This is a genomic window from Erwinia sp. 009765445 (assembly GCF_058137865.1).
The window spans coordinates 183493-204524 of sequence record NZ_JBYUWC010000007.1; the positions used below are offsets into that span (position 1 = coordinate 183493).

21 protein-coding genes are annotated in these 21032 nt (G+C 55.0%); 6 read left to right on the forward strand and 15 right to left on the reverse strand.

Annotated features, from left to right (window positions below; genetic code table 11):
- Positions 1-221 precede the first annotated feature (221 nt).
- The 5 genes from AC3Y5R_RS09780 (at position 222) to AC3Y5R_RS09800 (ending at position 5448) form a co-directional block, all read left to right on the forward strand.
- Complete coding sequence (locus AC3Y5R_RS09780; RefSeq protein WP_489921167.1) at positions 222-734, forward strand: flavin reductase family protein; 513 nt, start codon at positions 222-224, stop codon at positions 732-734.
- 190 nt (positions 735-924) lie between these two features.
- Positions 925-1737 carry an ABC transporter substrate-binding protein gene (locus AC3Y5R_RS09785; RefSeq protein ID WP_489921168.1) on the forward strand — a complete coding sequence of 271 codons (813 nt, stop codon included), beginning with the start codon at positions 925-927 and terminating at the stop codon, positions 1735-1737.
- A gap of 23 nt (positions 1738-1760) precedes the next feature.
- Positions 1761-3287 (forward strand): amino acid ABC transporter permease/ATP-binding protein, encoded by a 1527-nt coding sequence (locus AC3Y5R_RS09790; protein ID WP_489921169.1) that lies wholly within the window; start codon positions 1761-1763, stop codon positions 3285-3287.
- A gap of 27 nt (positions 3288-3314) precedes the next feature.
- Positions 3315-4241, forward strand: coding sequence for a nucleoside hydrolase (locus tag AC3Y5R_RS09795; RefSeq protein ID WP_489921170.1), 927 nt, complete (start codon positions 3315-3317; stop codon positions 4239-4241).
- A gap of 685 nt (positions 4242-4926) precedes the next feature.
- Positions 4927-5448, forward strand: coding sequence for a hypothetical protein (locus AC3Y5R_RS09800; RefSeq protein WP_489921171.1), 522 nt, complete (start codon positions 4927-4929; stop codon positions 5446-5448).
- A gap of 47 nt (positions 5449-5495) precedes the next feature.
- Here AC3Y5R_RS09800 and AC3Y5R_RS09805 read toward each other — a convergent pair whose 3' ends face one another.
- The 10 genes from AC3Y5R_RS09805 to tkt form a co-directional block, all read right to left on the reverse strand.
- Entirely contained in the window at positions 5496-6125 is a 630-nt protein-coding gene (locus AC3Y5R_RS09805) for an aspartate/glutamate racemase family protein (RefSeq protein ID WP_489921172.1), read from the reverse strand.
- A 16-nt stretch (positions 6126-6141) separates the two neighbouring features.
- Positions 6142-6831 (reverse strand): dipeptidase PepE, encoded by a 690-nt coding sequence (pepE, locus tag AC3Y5R_RS09810; protein WP_489921173.1) that lies wholly within the window; start codon positions 6829-6831, stop codon positions 6142-6144.
- A 12-nt stretch (positions 6832-6843) separates the two neighbouring features.
- Positions 6844-7524, reverse strand: coding sequence for an AroM family protein (locus tag AC3Y5R_RS09815; RefSeq protein WP_489921174.1), 681 nt, complete (start codon positions 7522-7524; stop codon positions 6844-6846).
- A 1-nt stretch (position 7525) separates the two neighbouring features.
- Positions 7526-8464 carry a DUF1177 domain-containing protein gene (locus AC3Y5R_RS09820; RefSeq protein WP_489921175.1) on the reverse strand — a complete coding sequence of 313 codons (939 nt, stop codon included), beginning with the start codon at positions 8462-8464 and terminating at the stop codon, positions 7526-7528.
- Positions 8465-8488: 24 nt separating this feature from the next.
- Positions 8489-10030: an OPT/YSL family transporter gene (locus AC3Y5R_RS09825; protein WP_489921234.1), complete on the reverse strand. Its 1542-nt coding sequence runs from the start codon at positions 10028-10030 to the stop codon at positions 8489-8491.
- A 120-nt stretch (positions 10031-10150) separates the two neighbouring features.
- Positions 10151-10909 (reverse strand): IclR family transcriptional regulator, encoded by a 759-nt coding sequence (locus AC3Y5R_RS09830; RefSeq protein ID WP_489921176.1) that lies wholly within the window; start codon positions 10907-10909, stop codon positions 10151-10153.
- 289 nt (positions 10910-11198) lie between these two features.
- Positions 11199-12572: a PTS ascorbate transporter subunit IIC gene (gene ulaA / locus AC3Y5R_RS09835; protein WP_158780454.1), complete on the reverse strand. Its 1374-nt coding sequence runs from the start codon at positions 12570-12572 to the stop codon at positions 11199-11201.
- 42 nt (positions 12573-12614) lie between these two features.
- Entirely contained in the window at positions 12615-12884 is a 270-nt protein-coding gene (locus AC3Y5R_RS09840) for a PTS sugar transporter subunit IIB (RefSeq protein ID WP_158780453.1), read from the reverse strand.
- Positions 12885-12923: 39 nt separating this feature from the next.
- Entirely contained in the window at positions 12924-13388 is a 465-nt protein-coding gene (locus AC3Y5R_RS09845) for a PTS sugar transporter subunit IIA (protein ID WP_489921177.1), read from the reverse strand.
- A gap of 42 nt (positions 13389-13430) precedes the next feature.
- Positions 13431-15434, reverse strand: a complete 2004-nt coding sequence (gene tkt, locus AC3Y5R_RS09850; RefSeq protein WP_489921178.1) for a transketolase — start codon at positions 15432-15434, stop codon at positions 13431-13433.
- A 321-nt stretch (positions 15435-15755) separates the two neighbouring features.
- Between tkt and AC3Y5R_RS09855 the strand changes: the two genes are divergently transcribed.
- Positions 15756-16490, forward strand: a complete 735-nt coding sequence (locus tag AC3Y5R_RS09855; protein WP_489921179.1) for a GntR family transcriptional regulator — start codon at positions 15756-15758, stop codon at positions 16488-16490.
- Positions 16491-16554: 64 nt separating this feature from the next.
- Here the strand turns inward: AC3Y5R_RS09855 and parE are convergent, their stop codons facing one another.
- The 5 genes from parE to nudF are packed head-to-tail and all read right to left on the reverse strand — an operon-like array spanning position 16555 to position 21021.
- On the reverse strand, positions 16555-18450 hold the full coding sequence (parE, locus tag AC3Y5R_RS09860) for a DNA topoisomerase IV subunit B (protein ID WP_158780449.1): 1896 nt from the start codon (positions 18448-18450) through the stop codon (positions 16555-16557).
- Positions 18451-18503: 53 nt separating this feature from the next.
- Positions 18504-19085, reverse strand: a complete 582-nt coding sequence (gene yqiA, locus AC3Y5R_RS09865; protein ID WP_489921180.1) for an esterase YqiA — start codon at positions 19083-19085, stop codon at positions 18504-18506.
- 3 nt (positions 19086-19088) lie between these two features.
- Positions 19089-19916 carry a 3',5'-cyclic-AMP phosphodiesterase gene (gene cpdA / locus AC3Y5R_RS09870; protein ID WP_158780447.1) on the reverse strand — a complete coding sequence of 276 codons (828 nt, stop codon included), beginning with the start codon at positions 19914-19916 and terminating at the stop codon, positions 19089-19091.
- Between the two features lie 47 nt (positions 19917-19963).
- Positions 19964-20389 carry a DUF1249 family protein gene (locus tag AC3Y5R_RS09875; RefSeq protein WP_489921181.1) on the reverse strand — a complete coding sequence of 142 codons (426 nt, stop codon included), beginning with the start codon at positions 20387-20389 and terminating at the stop codon, positions 19964-19966.
- Positions 20386-21021, reverse strand: a complete 636-nt coding sequence (gene nudF, locus AC3Y5R_RS09880; RefSeq protein ID WP_489921182.1) for an ADP-ribose diphosphatase — start codon at positions 21019-21021, stop codon at positions 20386-20388. The genes AC3Y5R_RS09875 and nudF overlap by 4 nt, the downstream gene beginning before the upstream one ends.
- Positions 21022-21032: the final 11 nt, after the last annotated feature.

Below are 21032 nucleotides of genomic sequence, written 5' to 3' on the forward strand. Positions count from 1 at the left end.
AAACGGAAGCCGCTTTACAGGCCGCTCTCGCTCCGGACATAGCAGACCCATTTTTGGAGCCAGCGAGGCAAAAATAAATAAGGATTTTTATCTGCAAAGGTTAGGCGAAAACTTGTCTGGCGAGAGCCTCGTTTTTTTGATGCCAGAGGATAAAAAAATACACATTTATCTTTCCCTCCCGTCATGAACATACTCAACCATCAATTATTGAGGATCCGGCTATGCATTCCACCGTCAAAGAGTTACCGCTGATCACCCTTGATGCGTTCGTCAGCGCGATGGAAAGCTGTGTGAGCGGCATGTATATCGTCGCCACAGATGGTCCTGGCGGGCGGGCGGGCGGGGTAATCAGCAGCCTGACGTTTGTCTCTGCCGAGCAGCGCCTGCTGATGATTTGCCTGCACCGTGACAGCCCGTTGTGTCCGGCAATTGAGCAAAATGGCGGCTTCAGCATCAGCGTGCTGTCCGAAGTACAGAAATCGCTGGCTCAAATTTTTGCGGCTCCTACCCGTAATGCCCGGACCTTTAATGACAGTGACTGGGGAGAGAGTGCCGAAGGTCAACCGCTGCTACACGGCGCGGTGGCCAGTTTTAACTGCCAGCTGGCGAACCAGCTGGTGCTGAACAGGCATGTGATGCTGATTGGGGAAGTCAAAACCGTTCATCGTCACCCCGGCGTGCCGCTGGCAAGACAGGCGCGGCAGTATGTGCTGATCCAGCGCGATCAGCCTTAAGAATTTATGTGGCTGACTAAAATCAGTTTTTAAAAATAATAAGTTACCCAAAATAGTTCGTGCTGCAGGAAGGCGGCCAGCGAGCCCAACCCCAGGAGCTTACTTTAGTAAGTGACTGGGGTGGGCTTGAGCAGCCAACGCACCTGTAGTGCGAAATATAAAGGGGAAATACCTGCACCGGAGATTTAACATGAAAATCAAAGACATCGTACAAGGCTTAACGCTATCTCTGCTGGCCCCTACCGCTTTCGCTCAGGCGGCGGTAATGACACCGGGCAAACTGACCGTCGGCAGCGACATCACCTTCCCTCCTTACGAATACCTGGACGGCAAAACGCCGGCCGGTTTTGATATCGAGTTTATCAATGGCGTGGCGAAAGCGATGAAGCTGGAACCGCACTATGTGGATACCCGCTTCACCAGCCTGATCCCGGGCCTGCAGGCCAAACGCTTTGAGCTGATTGCTTCTGCGCTGTTTATCACCCCGGAGCGCAGCAAAGTGATCGATATGATCCCTTATCTGAAGACCGGCGAATCGCTGATTGCCCTGAGCAGCAGCACCTTCAAGCCGAAAAAACCTGAAGAGCTGTGCGGCCATAAAGTCGGCTCAATGCAGGGCACTTACTGGCTGGAAAAACTGCACACTCTTTCCACCGATTACTGTGTGAAGCAGGGTCAGAAACCGATTGAAGTCAGCGAGTTCTCAACCGATCCGCAGGTGACGCAGGCCATGCTTTCTCACGCGGTAGAAGTGCAGATGACCGATGCAGCGGTAGCCAGCCAGGTTGTTGAGAAGATGAAAGGCCGCCTGGCGGTGACTTCCGACACGCTGCTGTATCCGGTGCTGGTCGGCCTGGGCGTAAGCAAAACTAATCCGGACTTCAAAAAAGAATTAACCGACGGGATTGCCGCTTATAAAGCCAGCGGCGACTACGCCACCCTGGTGAAAAAATATCACCTGGCTGAGCCGCAGGACGCCGATATTCAGGCACTGAAACAGTAATCCGGACGGGCGGGAGAGTAAGCATGACTTTTGACTGGAACTACTTACTGAGTCTGTTGAGTGACGCAGACTTCTGGCTGGCCACCTGGACAGTATGCAAGCTGAGCCTGCTCAGTTGGGCGATCAGCATCGTGCTGGGCTTTGTGCTGGCGCTGGGCAAGCAGGCCTCTCAGCCCTGGCTGTCCGTTCCCGCCCGTGTTTATATCTGGCTGTTCCGCAGTTTGCCGCTGCTGGTGCTGCTAATCTTTGTCTATAACCTGCCACAGGCGTTGCCGGCATCTTCTGCCCTGCTCAGCGATCCTTTCTGGGCTGGCCTGATTGCGCTGGTGCTGAGCGAAACGGCCTATATCGCCGAGATCCATCGCGGCGGGTTGTTATCCATTCCAAAAGGCCAGCGGGAGGCTGCACGCGCCCTCGGCCTGCACTATGCGGGTATTCAGTGGCGGATAATTATTCCTCAGGCGATCCGCGTGGCGCTACCCTCACTGGCGAATGAGTACATCTCAATCGTGAAGCTCAGCTCGCTGGTATCGGTGATCTCACTGACCGAAATCCTGATGGTCGGCCAGCGCCTCTACTCGCAGAATTTCCTGGTGATGGAAACGATGGCGGCGGTGGCGTTTTACTACGTGTTTATCGTCACGGTGTTCGACTTCCTGCTGAAAAGGCTGGAGCGTTATCTGGACGTGACCCAACGCAACACAGCCCGTCCGCTCGATCCTACCCTGGCCGCTATAGCCAGCCAGCCGCTGGCCGCTGTGGCACGCCCTGCCCTGGCACAGGATATCCCGGCGTTACAGGCCTTGAAGCTGCATAAGGCTTATAACAATGTGGAAGTGCTGGGCGCTGTTAATCTACAGATCCAGCCTGGCGAAGTGGTTTCTGTTATCGGCCCTTCCGGCTCCGGTAAAACCACGCTGATCCGCCTGCTGAACGGCCTGGAGCAGATTGATAATGGTGAGATCCGGATTAATGGCCAGCCCTTTATTCAGCTGAGCAAACAGGGTACGCAGAAGCCGCGCTTTATTGAACACGATGAACATCGCCTGAATATTGGCATGGTGTTCCAGAGCTTTAACCTGTTCCCGCATCTGACGGTGATGAACAACCTGCTGCTGGCTCCGCGCTACCATCGCACCGCGCCGCTGAGCGAGCTGAAGCATCAGGCTTGCGTCCTGCTGCAAAAAGTCGGCATGCTGGACCATGCGATGAAGTACCCGCATCAGCTTTCCGGCGGACAGCAGCAGCGAGTGGCTATCGCCCGGGCGCTGATGATGCGGCCACAGATTATGCTGTTCGATGAACCCACGTCGGCACTCGATCCGGAGAAAGTGAACGAAGTATTGCAGGTGATCGAAACGCTGGCCGGAGAAGGCATCACCATGGTGATTGTGACCCATGAGATGAACTTTGCCTTTAAGGTGTCGGATCGTATTGTGTTTATGGAGAAGGGCCGCGTGGTCTGCGACGATGCGCCGGAAGTGCTGCAGGACGGGCAGCATCCAAGGATCAAAGCCTTCCTCAAAGACGTTAACTTTGCGCCGGGCTGAACCCCGGCCTGATGACCAGAGGGCGTGATGAGAAAGATCATCTTTGATACAGATATCGGCGTGGATGATGCTTTTGCGCTGGCTTATGCGTCGAAAACGCAAGATATCCTCGGCATCACCACCGTATTTGGCAATGTAGCGGTGGGTCAGGCAGTAAAAAATGCCAAACTGTTCTCACGGCAGATCGGCCTGAATGCCCCGATATTTCGTGGCTGTTCCCGCCCGCTGGGGTTATCTCAGGTGACGAACGCAGCCACGGTTCACGGCGGCGACGGGTTGGGCGATGCGTTAGCCAACCCTTTTGATGAAGAAGCTGACAATGCGGTCAGCTTTATTATTGATACGGTGAAGTCGCTGCCGGGCGAGGTCACTCTGGTGGCGATCGGCCCGCTGACCAATATCGCCACGGCCATTAATATAGCGCCTGAAATCATCCCACTGGTCAAAGAACTGGTGATTATGGGTGGCGCTTTTGGCACTCACGGCCATGCAGGCAACGTTACGCCACACAGCGAATTCAATATCTGGAAAGATCCACACGCGGCCGATCAGGTGCTCTCTTCCGCGCTGCCGGTGGTGGTTCTGCCGCTCGACGTTACCCATGAAGTGCTGATCACCGGTGAGGAGATCCGCAGCCTCAACCTGCCGGTGTTGGAGGCCATCTCAAAAGGGTATCTGCGCTACAGCCTGGAGAAGGAAGGGTTTGAAGGCATGGCGCTGCACGACACGCTGACCATCTCCTGGCTTAACCATCCGGAGTTTTTCACCACGGTGAAATCCCCGCTCAGGGTCGTCAGCGAAGGGATCACCCTCGGGCAGACATTGCGACAGCTCACGCATTTAGCGTCCAGGTTTAATCCCTTCTCGGGCTGCCACAAACAGACGTTGTGTTTAGAGGTGCAGGCCGATAAGGTTAAAGCGGCCTTTCTGGAGTGTTTGCGTGTGTTGAATTGAGGAGAAGTGAGTTGCCCATTACCCGTCGGTTATTTCTGAGTGCATTAGGGGCTACAGGGCTGGTGAAATCGCTGCCCTCAGTAAAGGCTGCGGTTTCAGTCCCCCCCGCAAACACAACCCTCCGACTCTGATACCGCATCATCTGAATCGCCCCTTCTCCTGCAGGTTGCCATTCGCTCCCCCTGGCTGGCGAATCAGGTAGCATTAACCCGCAGTAATGTCCTGTTTGTCGGCCTGCCGCGCTATGCCAGAGATAAACCAACTCCCTCGCTGGCACGGCGGGAAACCGATGGCTCACTGGTTCCCTTCCCCGGCAACAGCTGGAATGAGTGGGCTCCCGGCAAAGATGGCCGCGAATCCTTTGTTTACCTTAATTCTGTGCACATTTTCGGGGATGATACGGTATGGTGCGTCGATCAGGGTTCGCTCAGCGCCGGGGTCTTCTCACCGCAAGACGCGATACCCCAGCCAGGTGCACAGAAGATCGTTCAGCTGGATCCTGTTTCAGGGAAAATCCTCACTATCCTGCGGTTTGATGATCGGATCCTGCCTGCTGGCGCACAGATGAACGACCTGCGTTTTCACGGTTCGAAAATGTATATTACCGACTCCGGCCTGGGGGATTATTGTTCATGACCTGGCCACGGGTCAAACACTGCGCCGCCTGTCAGGCAGAAAGGCGGTAATGGCCTCACGGACGAAGATCCCGGCAATTCTTGCACATGTCAAAGGCAAAGCCACTTTCCAGCCGCCCAACAGTGACATGATTGAGATCACTGCCGATGGCGTATGGCTTTACTGGGCTGCTCCGACAGGTCCGCTGTATCGCATCGAGACCCGTTACCTGCATGACACAACGTTAAGTGATGACTCACTGGCAGAGAAAGTGGAGCACGTGTTTGATAATAACTTCTCTGGCGGTTGCTCAATGGATTCACTCGGAAATATCTATTTCTCTGAAACCGTGTCACAGCATATTTCAATCCTTTCTTCAGCAGGCAAAACAGCAGTGCTGGTAGCCGATCCGACTTTGATCCGCCCGGATGGTTCCTTTATCAGCACAGACCGCCATCTGTATATTCCGGTGAAAAAACCTGTTCCTGCAGCCGATCCGGATCTCCCCCCGTTTGTAATTTATTCCGTGCCATTGCCTGAGCATTTTGCGGGGACAGCGCTTGGTGGGGCAGTTAGTGGCAAGGCAATCTGAACAGGGGGATGATCCTCTGATCCCCCTGAGCGTCCTTCTTAATCAACTCAGCGCGAAAGCTGGCTGGCAAACAGGCCTGCGGCGCTCACCGCATCGACAGCTATTTTTCCCAGCTCCGAACGGATCATATCGGCCAGCCCGATGGTGGAAAAACCCGTACAGGAAAAGGCAATCACCCCGGCCCCTTGCTGGTAAAGCCTGTCGGCACACTCCAGCGCCCGCTTGCGGCCTTCGGCGGTCAGCAGATCGGTGGTGTTGAACACGCCTTCCGGCCGCGCATAACCCGGGCTATTTTCTGTTAATCCCCGAAACGGTGCAGGCGCTTCAGCGCCAATTCCCATAACGGCCACCGGACGTTTCAGCATGGCAGCAATATTCGCCGCCGCGCTGCCTGCGCCCACTACCGGCACGCTTACCGCCGCACGCAGCATCGCCAGTCCTGGATCGGCCGCACAGCTGAGAAACAGCATGTTGCACCCTTCGGCTTCCAGCTGCTCTCCCAGCGCCACAATCTTTGGAATGGCCAGCGCTTCGCTTTGTGCATCAAAGATCCCGCTGCGCTGATCGGCTATACAACGGCTGATCGAGGCGATACCGTACTCCTGCTGGATCTGGCGCCCGTGTTCCTCTACAAAGTGTTGATCGTCATGGGTCAGAACCCGAATAATCCCCAGCATATCCGCTCCTTATCAGTCAAAAACAGTGATCCGCAGCCAGCGTAATGGCCGCCTCACCGGCTTTGAAAAGCAGCGTCGGATTGCTGCCAGCCAGTTGAGCGCGGCCGTTCTGTACTGAAATCCAGTTGCCTTCCGGCAGGCCGATAACCTGCAGTCCGGGATCGAGCACCAGCAGTTCGCGAATGCGCTGCTCGCGTGTTTCGCCCTGATGACCGACTGGCAGCGCGTTGGTGAAGTGCGGATTAATCTGCAGCGGCACCAGGTTAAGCGCATCCAGCCCACCGGGATCGACAACCGGCATATCGTTGGTGGTGCGGATCGTAGGGCAGGCGAGGTTAGCTCCTGCGCTCCAGCCAACGTACAGCGCGCCCTTCTTCACTGCCTGGCGGATTGGCTCCAGCAGGCCCTGCTCGCGGCAGGATTTCAGCAGATTAAACGTATTGCCACCGCCAACCATAATGACCTCAGCATCGGCGATTGCCGCCAGCGGGTCCGTCACGGTATGAATGCCGGTGATCTCCAGATCAAGCTCCGTCAGTGCCAGAGTGACTTTATCTGTATAGGCATCGTGGCTTTGGGTCACGCCAGCAAAGGGGATAAACAGCACTCTGCGGCGCCCGCCCAGCTGCGCCTTCAGCGGAGCCAGCGCATATTCAAGATAAGCCAGGCCCGGCATGGCCGAGTTGCTCAGTAACAGCAGATCCATTCTTCTCTCCTCTCAAAGCAAATTACGTAGCAGGTCAGTCAGTAGCTTATTGGACAGGATCACCGGCTGCTCAACGTGCTGCGCGCAGATCGCCTGATGCCAGCCGGTGTAGCCCATACAGTCGGTAAGGATCACCTCTGCCCCTTGTTCTGCCAGTGAACGTGCGGCAGTGGCCACTTCCTCTTCACTGGCGGTGTACGGTGAAGCGACGGCAAACACTGGCGTTTGCGCAGCTCCCTGCCATTTCTCCAGCTCGCTGGCGATTTGTGACTCCAGCGGCACCAGTATCCCGGCACGACGGCTGCCCACCAGCGCGTTGAGCGTCGGCGGCAGGATCTGGTCCGGCTCGATAAGCCAGGCATGCTGACTGCGCAGGCCATGAAACTCTCCGGTGCAGAGAATAGCGATAATTTCGCACCCCTGCTCTTCCAGCCAGTCGATCTTCTGCTGGATTGCCCTGCCCACCGCCGGTTTTCCCATCACCACTGCACGTCCGTCCAGCAGGCGAGAAGTCAGCAGCGCATCACCCGGCTGCGGAGCAAAACGTTCATTGATTGCCGCGTCATCCAGCCCATCCAACACGCCCGCATGCAGACAGCTGACGCCGGACGGCAATGCAGCATCAAGGATCGGCGTAATATCACTTCGTGGTGCCTGCCCGATGGTCAGGGTACCGATTTTGCGGATCGCCATTTCAGACTCCCGGCTGACGTTTCTGCAGATGGGCCAGCGAGCCGTAGAGATCCTGCAACCGCTGATATTCTGCTTTATCGTAGAACTGACAGGTGCCACGAGTGAACTCTTTAGCCACTTCCACCGCGTATTTACAGGCCAGCGCAATATCCGTTTCATGGCTGGCACCGGTGCCGCAGCCCGGAACGATGCCGACAGCCGTAATCGCCACGCCAACCACAGGCGCAGAGGTGGCAATCGAGGGCTGCAGGATGCTGTTAAGATGATAGACGCCGTTGCCGTACGGCGTAATGTCCTGAGTGGTAATCGGGAAGGTCACCGGCAGCTGGCCAGTGGTCATTTCCATCACCCGCAGCAGATCTTCTGAAACCCGCAAAATGTAGCCCTCTTTCACCGTCGGTGAAATGGCAAAGCCTTTATGATTGATGATGCGGTTACCCTTCGTGGTGTCGATTGACAGTACCGCATCCATCTCCTCTGAGACTTCCTGCTCGTTCATATCTTCGGTTTCCACCGGAGAATCCATAAAATCTACCGGCTCGTGTGGGCGGGTTGGCGCATCCGGGCAAATATGAGTAGTGACGATAACGTCGCCCGGCAGACTGTCGCCCTGACGCTGCATTTCAGCCAGCTTCAGGGCGCTGGACACGGCGGCAATGGCACCGTCAGCATCTGAAACCAGGCCAATACGCCCCGGACGCGCACCGATACCGCCCAGACGCCCCACGATCCCCAGCGTCGGTGCTGTACCACCGCCACGTTTGCCGTTGGTGCCTGGAATGACAATTTTAACAAAATCGGTGCTGCCTTTATTCCCGGTAACGCTCTTCACGGTGACGTCGATATCACTGTAACCGCTGAAAAGGGCTTTCACCTTGTCGCCGCTGGCATACGCGCTGTCGAGTAACTCAAAAACCTGTAATGTTTGTTGTAAGCTCATAACGATTTCCATGGTGTTGCGGAGTTATTTTTTGCCGCCCGGCAGGGCGGAACTGAAGAAACTGAACAGTGCGTCGCCAGCGATCAGACCGGCTGCCAGCACCTCGATTTTGTTACGTACCGGCTCGCCGCCAACGCGCATTACCACCGCACGGATAACGATCCCGATCATTACGGCCCAGCCCGCCAGCGGGTTATTGATCAGCAAACCGGTCGCCAGCAGCACGCCCATCTGACGGCCCGGACCGCCAATCAGCTGAATAATCGCTCCCGGAATTGCCCAGATTAGCAGCGATTTTGCGATTTCCATCGAAACCCCGGCGTTGATGGCGGCAACATAGACTTTCGCTACCGGCGGCACCAATCCCTGTGAGAAGTAGTCGCGGAAAATAAACAGCACCACCGGCATCGCCACCACGAAGGCGATCATCGCTGCGATCAGCTGTTCGCGACGGCCTTCCAGTTCAAAGCGGGTGTGTTGCCCTTTTCCGCGCAGGATCCAGCCAGCCTTCAGGTCATAGCCCATATCGGCAAATGCCGGGCCGGTTGCGGCAGAGAAGCCGCACAGCATCGCCAGCGCTTCCGGCGGGAAGCCAATCAAAATCCCGATCAGCAGGGTAATCAGCGCCACGGCAAATGCCGGGAACCACCCTGAGTGCATCGCGGCAAGACCGACAATCATTTCATGCAGGAAAGCAGCAAAAGCGGCATAAACCATAAACGCCAGCAGCCAGGGCAGCGACAGGTGCGCATACAGGCCGCTGCTGAGAGCAATCAGTACCGAAATCGCCACAAAACCGAGCGCACCATAGCGGATGGTTTTGCCAATCTGCTCACTCTGGACCGCTGGCAGGGCCGCCTCGTGGCTTGCCTCTGTAGTCGCCGGACGCGGTTTACTCTGGCGGATAAGCCTGACGATCTGAAACAGCGCCACCACGCCAGCGCCAGCCATCACGCCATGCGGAATGTAGAGCTTGTTGATATCAATGCTGAACAGCGGCTGTGAATAACCGCGCAGCAGGAATCCCACACCCAGCATCCCAAGCGCCCAGATATTGCCGATAAACGCGGTGCCCAGCGCTGCCATCGGGAATTTAAACCAGGAACCGACAGCCCCAATCGCAATGCCAACGCTGAGCAGAACGGCCTGTTTGCCACCCTGATCGCCTGCCTTGATAGACTCGGCCGCCGCAATACCCGGAGGCCATGCCCCTTCGGCCGGGAAAATGCGGGAGTTAAACAACCGATAGAGTAGCCAGCCGTCCAGCAACATCGCCAGCGCCACGCCGACGAACATGGGCATCACCATATCCTGACGGCCAAATAACCAGGGAATGGCGATGGGCAGCAGCAGCGAGTTTGCCGCACCAAAGGTGGCCGCGGAGGTGGCACTCTGCGCAAGGTTTTGAATATGGATCGAGCGAAAACGGGCGAAACACTGCAACGGAATACGCGCAATAATCATTGCCACCATCGCGCCGATAATGGCGGTGTTAGGCGTGACGCCAAGGGTGGTTAACAGCTGGACGCCGATAATGGCGCCAAACACGCTGAGCACCAGCAGCATCAGCAGCGTTGCGGGGGCGAAAGCGCGTGGATGAGCTTCCTGGCCCTCTTGCGGGGTATCTGAATGGGCGGTCTGACTCACGGTTATTCTCCTGGCAGTGGCAAAAGTAAAAAACGGAAGCTAAGGACGGATCGGCGCATCGCCCGTTTTACGGGCTATGGTCATGGCGGTTTCTTTCAGTAGCGTGGCTATGCGTTGCAGCTCTTCAGGAGTGGCGAGCGCCTGCGGGAACGAAAGGCAGAACGCGACAGCCTCCTGCGTCACCGGGTCGCCCACCGCGCAGCTGACGGAGGCCGTTTCGGCAACCGATTCATTAATCGCGCAGGCATATCCGGCATCACGGGTTCGGGCAACAGCAGCCACCAGTTCGCTGGCTTCCAGCTTGCTGCCGCTCAGTTGAGCAATGACTTGCGGGCTGGCAAAAAAATCATGCAGCTGTGTGTCGGTAAATCGGGCCAGCAGGGCCCGCCCGGTTGAGGTTCCCCATGCCGGAGAGCGTGAGCCGGGCCAGGTGACAACCGCCAGCGCATGGCGGCCGTGAATCACGCGCAGCACCAGAATTTCCTGGCTGTCGAGCATTGAGATATAACCGGTATAACCGGTGCGATCGCAGAGGCCGCGCAGCGCCACATCAACGTGATCGCTGAGCGTCAGCTGGCGGCTGACCAGGTGCGATGCGGAGAGGATCAATGGGCCAGGCAGAAACGTTCCCTGCTGCTCATCTTTTTCCAGGTAACCATAAGACTCGAGCTGGCTCATCACTCTTGATGCGGTGCTTTTCGGCATGCCGAGATGGGTGATGACATCCTGGATACGAATGCCACCCTGGCGGGAGACCATCAGTTTGAGGATGCTGGCGGTGGTTTCGAGTATAGACATTGCAAATGTCTCATTAAATGGGACAAAGTTCCAATTAATGAGACTGCAAAAGTGATGCCATAATATAATTTATTGATTTAATTGAGATGGTGAATTGCGCGCGGATAAAAATGCACCAGGTCAACGCCCAATTAATGTGCAATGACGCAAAAGAATGCAAAACGTCATGTGAGTTAACGTTCGGGGCAGCATACCGATATGTCATCAGTGGACTAAAAAAGCCTTACTCAGCTGAGTAAGGCTTTTTTTATATTCAGGCGCAAAGAAGTGCGCTCCGGTAAGTTCAGACTTAACCCTGACTCTCTTCAACCACTTCCTTCTTCCTGAAGGCGAAATTAAAGATCACCAGCAGCGCAAAGATACCGGTTATCACCATGGTGATAGTCCCTTTATCCATAAAGCGCGCCATATTGCCAAGCGCGATACCGGCAACGCCAAAGTCCGTGTCAGAGAAGGTGGTGTTGGTTAACCCAATAGCACCGAGCACAGGTAACAGCGCTACCGGCAGGAAGGTAATCAGGATGCCGTGGGCAAACGCACCAAGAGTGGCACCACGACGCCCGCCGGTGGCGTTACCAAAGACCCCCGCAGTCGCGCCGCAGAAGAAGTGTGGCACCACACCAGGCAGGATCAGCACCCAATGCAACTGGCCGAGGATAAACAGCCCAACCAGACCGCCGACAAAGCTGGAAATAAACCCAATCAGAACGGCATTAGGCGCATAAGGGAACACAATCGGGCAATCCAGCGCCGGACGGGCGTTTGGCACAAGTTTCTCCGAGAAACCGGTAAATGCCGGAACAATCTCCGCCAGGATTAATCGCACCCCCTGAAGGATAATAAAGACGCCAGCAGCAAAGGTAATCGCCTGGATAAAGGAATAGACCAGGTAGTTCTGCCCGTTACTGAAATGACTTTCCACATACTCTTTGCCCGCAGAAACGGAAAGGATGAGATAAATAATCATCATGGTCAGGGAAATAGAGATGGTGCTGTCGCGCAAAAAACTGAGGTTTTTTGGCATGTTCATCTCTTCGGTGGATTTTGAGCCTTTGCCCACCACTGAGCCGATCCAGCCTGACAGAACATAACCAACGGTGCCGGTATGGGCCAAAGCAACCTGGTCGCCACCGATGATTTTACGCATATAGGGCTGAGCCAGCGCCGGGAAGAATGCCATCAGCATGCCCAGAGCCAGAGACCCGGTATAAATCAACTGTACGCCTTCAAACCCTGCCACCGACAGAATAATCGCCACCATACAGGCCATATAGAAGGTAACGTGACCTGAGAGGTAGATGTATTTCAGTCGGGTAAAGCGCGCGACAACAATGTTAGCCACCATACCAAACGCCATGATCAGCGTGGTTGGCGCACCATATTTCGCAAGAGCAATGGAGACCATGGCTTCGTTGTTCGGGATAATCCCCTGAACATCAAAAGCCTGTTTGAAAATGTCCCCCAGTGGTGACAATGAACCGACCAGGACCGTGGCCCCGCCAGCCAGAACTAAAAAGCCCAGGATTGTTTTAACCGTTCCCTTGATAATATCGGGCAACGGTTTTTTCTGGGCAACAAGGCCAAAGAGTGCCACCAATCCGACCAGGATAGAGGGCACTTTCAGCACGTCGACGACTACCTGTAAAAGGCTTTGTATAAACATAATAACCTCGGAGATAAGGTGTTCTGAGATGTTTAGCTATTATTATTTGTCGAAATACTCACGCATTTTCTGCTCAATCTCTTTCAGGTCGATAATGTTATTCACAATAATGACCTTATCTTCAGGAAGATTGGCGCTGTAAGCAATATCCTTAGCCATAACAAAGACATCAGCCAGATCTGGTGTTACTGAACCAAGATCGGAGTGGTCAACGTCTGCCGTTACATCGATATTTTTCAGCACTTTTTTGATGTTCATTTCCATCATAAAGCTGCTGCCTAAACCTGAGCCACAAACCGCCATAATTTTCATATAACACCTCATAAAAATGTAATTGATTGATTCCCTGAATTATTGGCTGACAGTATTGCCCGTCAACAAAATTGCTTTCAGTTCTTCTTTGTTACCCGCGTTGAAGATACTCGCCATTTTTTCATCATCGGAGAGCACTTCAGCAAGCTGAGAAATCATTTCGATGTGGCTGTTACTGTCCGGTGCCGAGAACATAAAAATGGCGTCTACCGGATCGTTTTCATCAGCATCGAAGGTCACGGCATGACCGAGTTTGACAATCGATAATCCCAGCGCCTTTGCCCCCTCTTCCGGACGGGCATGCGGCATGGCAATGCCTGGAGCGATAACAAAATAGGGGCCGATCTCCTCTTTTTGCCGGATAATCGCATCAATATAATCCTGCGAAATGGCCCCCTCTTTCAGCAGCGGCAGCCCGGCAAGCTGGACGGCTTCTTTCCAGTCGGACACCGCGTCGATATATTGAATTTTTTCGTTATTCAGCCAGTTAGCCAGATTAGACATCGTCTTTTTTCCTGAAAAAATTTTCTGCACAGTGAGTATGCGTTATGCCGGGCGCTTCAGCATGCTGCGGGCCACATCCAGTACGTTCTCTTTGGTGAAGCCAAAGTGTTTAAACAGTACGCCGGCTGGCGCAGACTCGCCAAAGGTGCTCATGCCTATCACTTTGCCATCCAGCCCGGTATAACGCTGCCAGAACCCTTCAATACTGGCTTCGACAGCCAGCCGCGTGCGAACGCCTTTCGGCAATACCGATTCTTTGTACAGTTCATCCTGTTTATCAAAACGTTCTGTACAGGGAAGGGAAACGACACGGACCTGATGCCCTTCCTCTTTCAACGCCGCCGCCGCGCTGACCACCAGCTCCACTTCTGAACCGGAGGAGATCAGCACCATGTCTGGTTTACCGTCGCAGTCAATCAGCACATAGCCGCCACGGGCAATGTTTGCCAGCTGACGGGCAGTACGTGGCTGCTGTTCAAGCGGCTGTCGGGTGAGGATCAGGGCCGTTGGGCCATCCTGACGCTCCACCGCCTGCTGCCAGGCTGCGGCTACTTCCACCTGATCGCAGCCGCGCCAGGTTTCCATGTTGGGAGTCAGTCGTAAAGAGGCCAGCTGCTCTACCGGCTGATGGGTCGGGCCATCTTCTCCCAGTCCGATGGTGTCATGAGTGTAAACAAAGACAGAGCGGATCTTCATCAGCGCAGCCATGCGGACGGCATTGCGGGCATACTCCATAAACATCAGGAACGTGCCGCCGTAAGGGATAAACCCGCCATGCAGCGCCAGCCCATTCATAATGGCTGACATACCAAATTCGCGCACGCCGTAGGAGATGTAATTCCCGGCCGGTTGCTCAGCGGTAAAATCGACGGATTTCTGGTGCCGTGTCAGGTTCGACGGAGAAAGATCCGCCGATCCTCCCAGCAGCTCCGGCAGCAGATCGGCAAAGTGATTCAGGCATTTCTGGCTGACCTGACGGGTCGCCAGACTGGCAGGATTGGCCTGCAGCCCGGCGATATATTCCTGCATGTTTTCAGCCCAGCTTTCAGGCAGTTCACCGCTCATTCGACGGGTGAATTCCGCAGCCAGCTCGGGCCACTGCTGCTGATAAGCGGCAAATAACGTATCCCATTCCTGCTCGCTGCTGGCACCCTGGGCTGTGGCATCCCACGCCTGGTAGATCTCCGCAGGAATTTCGAAAGGTGCGTAAGGCCAGTTCAGCTCTTTGCGCACCAGAGCCACTTCCTCTGCGCCGAGAGCGGATCCATGGCACTCATGGCTGTTAGCTTTATTCGGCGAGCCATAGCCAATAATGGTTTTGCAACACAGCAGGCTGGGTTTGTTGGTGACCGCTTTGGCTTCACGTACGGCAGCATCAATTTCAGCCGGGTTATGCCCGTCAATACCGTCGATAACGTGCCAGCCGTAAGCGCGGAAGCGGGCCGGGGTATCGTCCGAGAACCAGCCGTCAACGTGGCCATCAATGGAGATGCCGTTATCGTCCCAGACCGCAATCAGGTTGCCGAGCTGTAAGGTGCCGGCCAGGCTGCAAACCTCGTGGGAGATCCCCTCCATCAGGCAGCCATCGCCCATAAACAGCCAAGTGTAGTGATCCACAATGGCAAAGCCGGGCTGGTTGAACCGGGCGGCCAGCGCTTTTTCCGCAATCGCCATTCCTACCGCATTTGCCACACCCTGCCCCAGCGGGCCGGTGGTGGTTTCCACGCCAGGTGTATAGCCATATTCGGGATGGCCTGGCGTGCGGGAATGAAGCTGACGAAACTCACGGATATCGTCCAGGGTCACGTCATAGCCGGTCAGGTGCAGGAGAGAATAGAGCAGCATTGAGCCATGTCCGTTCGACTGAACATAGCGGTCACGGTTAACCCACTGCGGATTCTGTGGATTGTGACGAAGATGGCGACGCCAGACCACTTCCGCAATCTCTGCCATCCCCATCGGGGCACCCGGATGACCGGAATTGGCTTTCTGGATTGCATCCACACTCAGCATGCGTATTGCGTTAGCTAACTCGTTGTTTACCACACTCGTTCTCCCGAAATCTGTTCACCTGGTTAAAAGGGGGGCTATGCCGGAAAACTGGTCATATTTTTTATTGATTGTATGACATCACTCACTACGTACAGACAGCTTAAATGTGTATAGTCATGTTCATGATGCACCTGGACGTGTCTGTACACAATGTGTAAAATCGAAATTGAGCTGTACATATTCACTGAAGTGCAAATTCGTTAACTTGATCACAACTCAGGGTCATCTGGCGGGTTTGCAGATCGGCCTTTCAGGCAAATATGTGCACTCCCGGCCCGGCGCTGCCACCTTTACCACTTATCGGGAACAACACAGATGATCGATGGCATCACAGAAAAACAGAAAGAGGTTGTCGATTACATCCTGAGGAAGATGAAAGAAGATGGCCTTCTGCCGGGAGATAAGATTGACACTGAAATTGCGATAGCAAAAAACATCGGCATCACGCGAGCCACGGTGCGGGAAGCCACGCGAATTCTTATCGATCAGCAGAGAGTTTACCGGGTTAAAGGTTCCGGTCTGTTTGTGGGTTCAATTGGCCAGAGCAACCATTCAGGCAGGTTTCACGCACTTTCCCCCTTTGATTATCAGGCGCAGCGAAACGGCCATAAAGGCGTCAGAAAAGTCATCGCGGTCAGTATCATGAAAGTCCCTTCACCTGAAATTGCCCAGGCGCTGCGCATCAAAAACAGTGACCAGGTTTATAAAATCCTGCGTCTGATGTGCTTTGATGATGTCCCGGTGGCGCTGGAACATATCCATCTGCCGGTCAACCTGTTCAGCAGCATGGAGTTCAGCAAGCTGGAAATCTCAAAATATGCCTACATTGAGCAACTGACCGGAAAAAAAATTCAGCGCAGGGATCAGAATTTAAGCGCCATTAACATCACCAACCCGGACGAGATGTCGCTGTTAAATCTTAATAATAATGATGCGGTGCTGGAGATAAACGAAACTGTCTATCTTGAAGATGGCATGCCTTGTGAAGTGAATATTGCGATTATTAACAGCCGGCTGTTTCAGTTAAAGCAGAATACGGAACGGTCGTAGATCAGCGTATTAAAAAAGCCCGGTCAGCTTTCGCTGTACCGGGCTTTTTACCATTAAGGGGGGCTTAAACCTCAATCTCTGCGGTATGACCATTTTCCTGCAGCCAGTTGCGGCGATCTTCCGAACGCTTCTTGGCCAGCAGCATGTCCATTACCGCCATCGTCTTATCCACTTCATCATCTTCCACGGTGAGCTGCACCAGACGACGGGTATTAGGATCGAGGGTGGTTTCACGCAGCTGCAGCGGGTTCATTTCGCCCAGACCTTTGAAGCGCTGCACGCCAGGTTTACCCTTCTTGCGCTTCAGCTGATCGAGAATTCCAGCCTTCTCTTCCTCATCCAGCGCGTAATAGACCTCTTTACCCAAATCGATGCGGTACAGCGGCGGCATCGCGACGTAAACGTGACCGTTTTTGACCAGCGAGCGGAAGTGGCGGACAAACAGCGCACACAGCAGCGTGGCGATGTGCAGACCATCGGAGTCCGCATCCGCGAGGATGCAGATCTTGCCGTAACGCAGCTGGCTCATGTCTTCACTGTCCGGATCGATGCCAATCGCCACAGAGATATCGTGCACTTCCTGCGAGGCAAGCACCTCATCCGAGGAGACTTCCCAGGTGTTCAGGATCTTACCTTTCAGCGGCATGATCGCCTGATATTCACGATCGCGCGCCTGTTTGGCCGATCCACCAGCAGAATCCCCTTCCACCAGGAACAGCTCGGTGCGGGCCAGATCCTGCGCGCTACAGTCGGCCAGTTTGCCCGGCAGTGCCGGTCCGCTGGTCAGCTTTTTACGCACCACTTTCTTGGCGGCACGCATACGGCGCTGGGCGCTGGAGATCGCCAGCTCGGCCAGCATCTCTGCGGCCTGCACGTTCTGGTTCAGCCACAGGCTAAAGGCATCCTTCACCACGCCGGACACGAATGCCGCGCACTGCCGTGAAGAGAGGCGTTCTTTCGTCTGACCGGCAAACTGCGGATCCTGCATCTTCACCGACAGCACGTAAGCACAGCGATCCCAGATATCTTCCGCCGAGAGCTTCACGCCGCGCGGCAGAATATTGCGGAACTCGCAGAACTCGCGCATCGCATCCAGCAGGCCCTGGCGCAGGCCGTTGACGTGCGTGCCGCCCTGCATGGTTGGGATCAGGTTGACGTAACTTTCCGTCAGCAACTCGCCGCCTTCCGGCAGCCACAGCAGCGCCCAGTCCACCGCTTCGATATCACCGGCAAAAGAACCGACAAACGGCTTCTCTGGCAGCGTTGGCAGGCCGTTTACCGCTTCCATAAGGTAGTCAGTCAGGCCATCGGCATAGCACCAGGTCTGCTCGGTGTTGTTAACTTTGTCTTTAAAGACAATCTCAACGCCCGGGCAGAGAACCGCTTTCGCCTTCAGCAAATGGCTGAGACGGGACACGGAGAAGCGCGGGCTGTCGAAAAAAGAGGCATCCGGCCAGAAGCGCACGCGGGTACCGGTATTGCGCTTTCCTACCGTGCCAGTCACGCGCAAATCTTCGACTTTGTCACCGTTTTCAAACGCCATTTCATACACTTCAGCGTTACGGCGAACGGTCACTTCCACGCGCGTTGACAGGGCGTTAACCACCGAAATCCCCACGCCGTGCAGGCCACCGGAGAACTGATAGTTTTTGTTGGAGAATTTACCGCCGGCATGCAGACGACAGAAGATCAGCTCAACCGCGGGTACACCCTCTTCGGGGTGAATATCGACCGGCATGCCGCGTCCGTCGTCAATAACCTCCAGCGACTGGTCCGCGTGGAGGATCACCTCCACACGTTTGGCATGGCCCGCCAGCGCCTCATCGACGCTGTTATCGATCACTTCCTGGCCTAAGTGGTTAGGACGTGATGTATCGGTGTACATTCCCGGACGGCGACGCACGGGTTCGAGGCCGCTGAGTACCTCAATGGAATCAGCGTTGTAGCTGGATTGAGTCATCGTATAAATCTGATTGGTGGCTAAAAATGGTTGGCCAGACTCCGCGGCCCGCTTCAGCTGCCTGACAGGCCAAGGAAGTCGAGGATCGGGGAGAAATGGCGTTCGAATCCGACATACGCATGATTTCCGCCCTCTTCTACCGTCTGGCGACAGGCGCTGTAGTAAGCCAGGGCCTGACGGTAATCGAGCACTTCATCGCCCGTTTGCTGAAGCAGCCAGAGTAAATCCGGCGACTCTAACGGGTCAATCTGCATCACTTTCAGATCGTAAATGTGGCGAGACTCTAACACATATTGCTGGCCGGTGTACGGGTTCTCGTTGTCGCCCAGGTAATCCACCAGCAGCTCAAAAGGCCGTACGGCGGGATTCACCACCACCGCAGGCAGCGTGAAACACTGTGACAGCCAGGTGGCGTAATAGCCGCCCAGCGAAGATCCTACAATCCCCAGTGGTTCGCCTGCCGAGGACATAACAATGTTTTCCAACAGGGTTGCCGCTTCTCCCGGAAATGCCGGTAGTTGCGGCACAAGCACGCGAATATCCGGATGTTGCTCTGCCAGCCACTGGCGAAACTGCGTGGCCTTGGCGGACTGGGGTGAACTGTTGAAGCCGTGCAAATACAACAGCGTGGCCATTACTCAGTATCCTTCTGAATCAAGATCCGGGCTGAAGGCGCGGGTTTGCAGGCGTTCCACCACCGTTTCAACCCGGCCGTCATCATACAATTCCAGCCAGCGCCAGCCTGGTGCCTCGGAATCAATGGTGAAATTAGTGCAGTGCGGCTTGAACTGAACGCATGTGGATGGGGTAGCCAGCAGACGGCGGCCATTCCAGTTCAGATCCAAATCCTGATGAATATGCCCACAGAGCAGCGTGGTGGCCAGCGGGTAGTGCTGCAGTACAGCTTCCAGCATATGCGAGTTGCGCAGGCTGTGCTGGTCAAGCCAGGTGCACCCGGACGGCAGCGGGTGATGATGCAACAGGACCAGCGTATGGCGCTGCGGCTCAATCGCCAGCGTTTTTTCCAGCCACTCCAACTGGTAGTCACTCAGTTCGCCATGCGGTACACCGAAGACCTGGCTGTCCAGCAGGACTATTTGCCAGCGGTCGCCCACCAGCACGTGCTTTGCATCGGCAATTTGCGCCTCGGCCAGCGTGCTGAACATGGTGGGCTGGAAGTCATGATTACCCGGTAACCATACGCAGGGCGCAGGCAGACGAGCAATTCCCTCAGCGAAATGCTGATAGGCTTCGACGGTATGATCCTGAGCCAGGTCGCCAGTGGCGACGATCAAATCATACGCCTGCTCACTGGCCGAGATAGCCTGCAGCACCGCGTCAAAACTGGCCCAGGTATTCACACCCAGCAGCGTTTCGTCTTTACCGGCAAAAAGATGGGAATCCGTTATCTGTAAAATCCTGACCCGGGCCCCATTTTCCACAGGAAGTTTTAACAGGCTATCCAATCACAATCCTTAAGGTTAACGCCATCGCAGAAGGTATCACCGTCGGCTTAGCAAACCGGTACGGCCAACGCGCCATGCGCTAAACAGTAGCGCAACCAGTCGGCAAGAAACTGGTTTATCTGATGCTTTTCATCACGCTGATGCAGCTTTTTGTTTGGATAATCATAGCGTGCTTTGAAGCGAAAGATCTGCTGAGTGGAACACACTTCCGCCACCATCGCGTCGTGGTACAGCCGGACTGACATAGCCGGCAGGCTCCAGTAGCTGACCGCCGGGGCGATTTGCTTGATCTCCACCAGCGTAGTGTAGCGCGTCGACTCCTGGATGGTCACCGTATAGCGTGCGCCGTTGACCTGATATGTCACTGACTCGCCCGCCAGGTCTTCTTTAGGCAGTAGGCGGCGTAACTGCGCGAAGTTAGTTTCGCAGATGCGCATCATTTCAGGGAAATCAGGTACGTAGCGCTTGATCATTGGGTTTTCCACTCGTCTCGAAGTTTTTTATGGTGCAGCTCCAGCCATTGCAAAGCGATGACAGAGGCGGCGTTATCTATTTTCCCCTCTTCCACCCACTGGTAAGCCTGCTGGCGGCTGACCACGTGAACAAGAATATCCTCATTCTCTTCCTCCAGACCGTGGTTTCCCTGCGCCACGCTGGCATCCACTTCTCCCACCAGAATCGCCAGCCGTTCACTGGTGCCGCCCGGACTGGCCAGAAAGCTCAGCACCGGCTTTACGCGACCTGGGGTTAATCCTGCTTCTTCAGTTGCTTCGCGGCGAACCACGTCTTCCGGTGTCTCGCCAGGTTCAATGATCCCGGCGACTAATTCTAACAGCCATGGTGTTGTGCTGCTGTCAAAAGCGGGAATACGGATTTGTTCAATCAGGACCACCTGATCCCGCACCGGGTCATAGGGTAGCAGCACTGCGGCATGTCCGCGCTCAAACACTTCTCTTTTTACTTCACCACTCATTTCACCGTTAAACAAGCGATGGCGAAAATGGTAACGAGTGAGTGAAAAAAAACCACTGTAAAGTGTCTCACGTGCAATAATTTCTACATCGTTTTTTGTGAAAGTCACTGGGTATTTTTTGCCGGTTTCCATCTGGTTCTCCC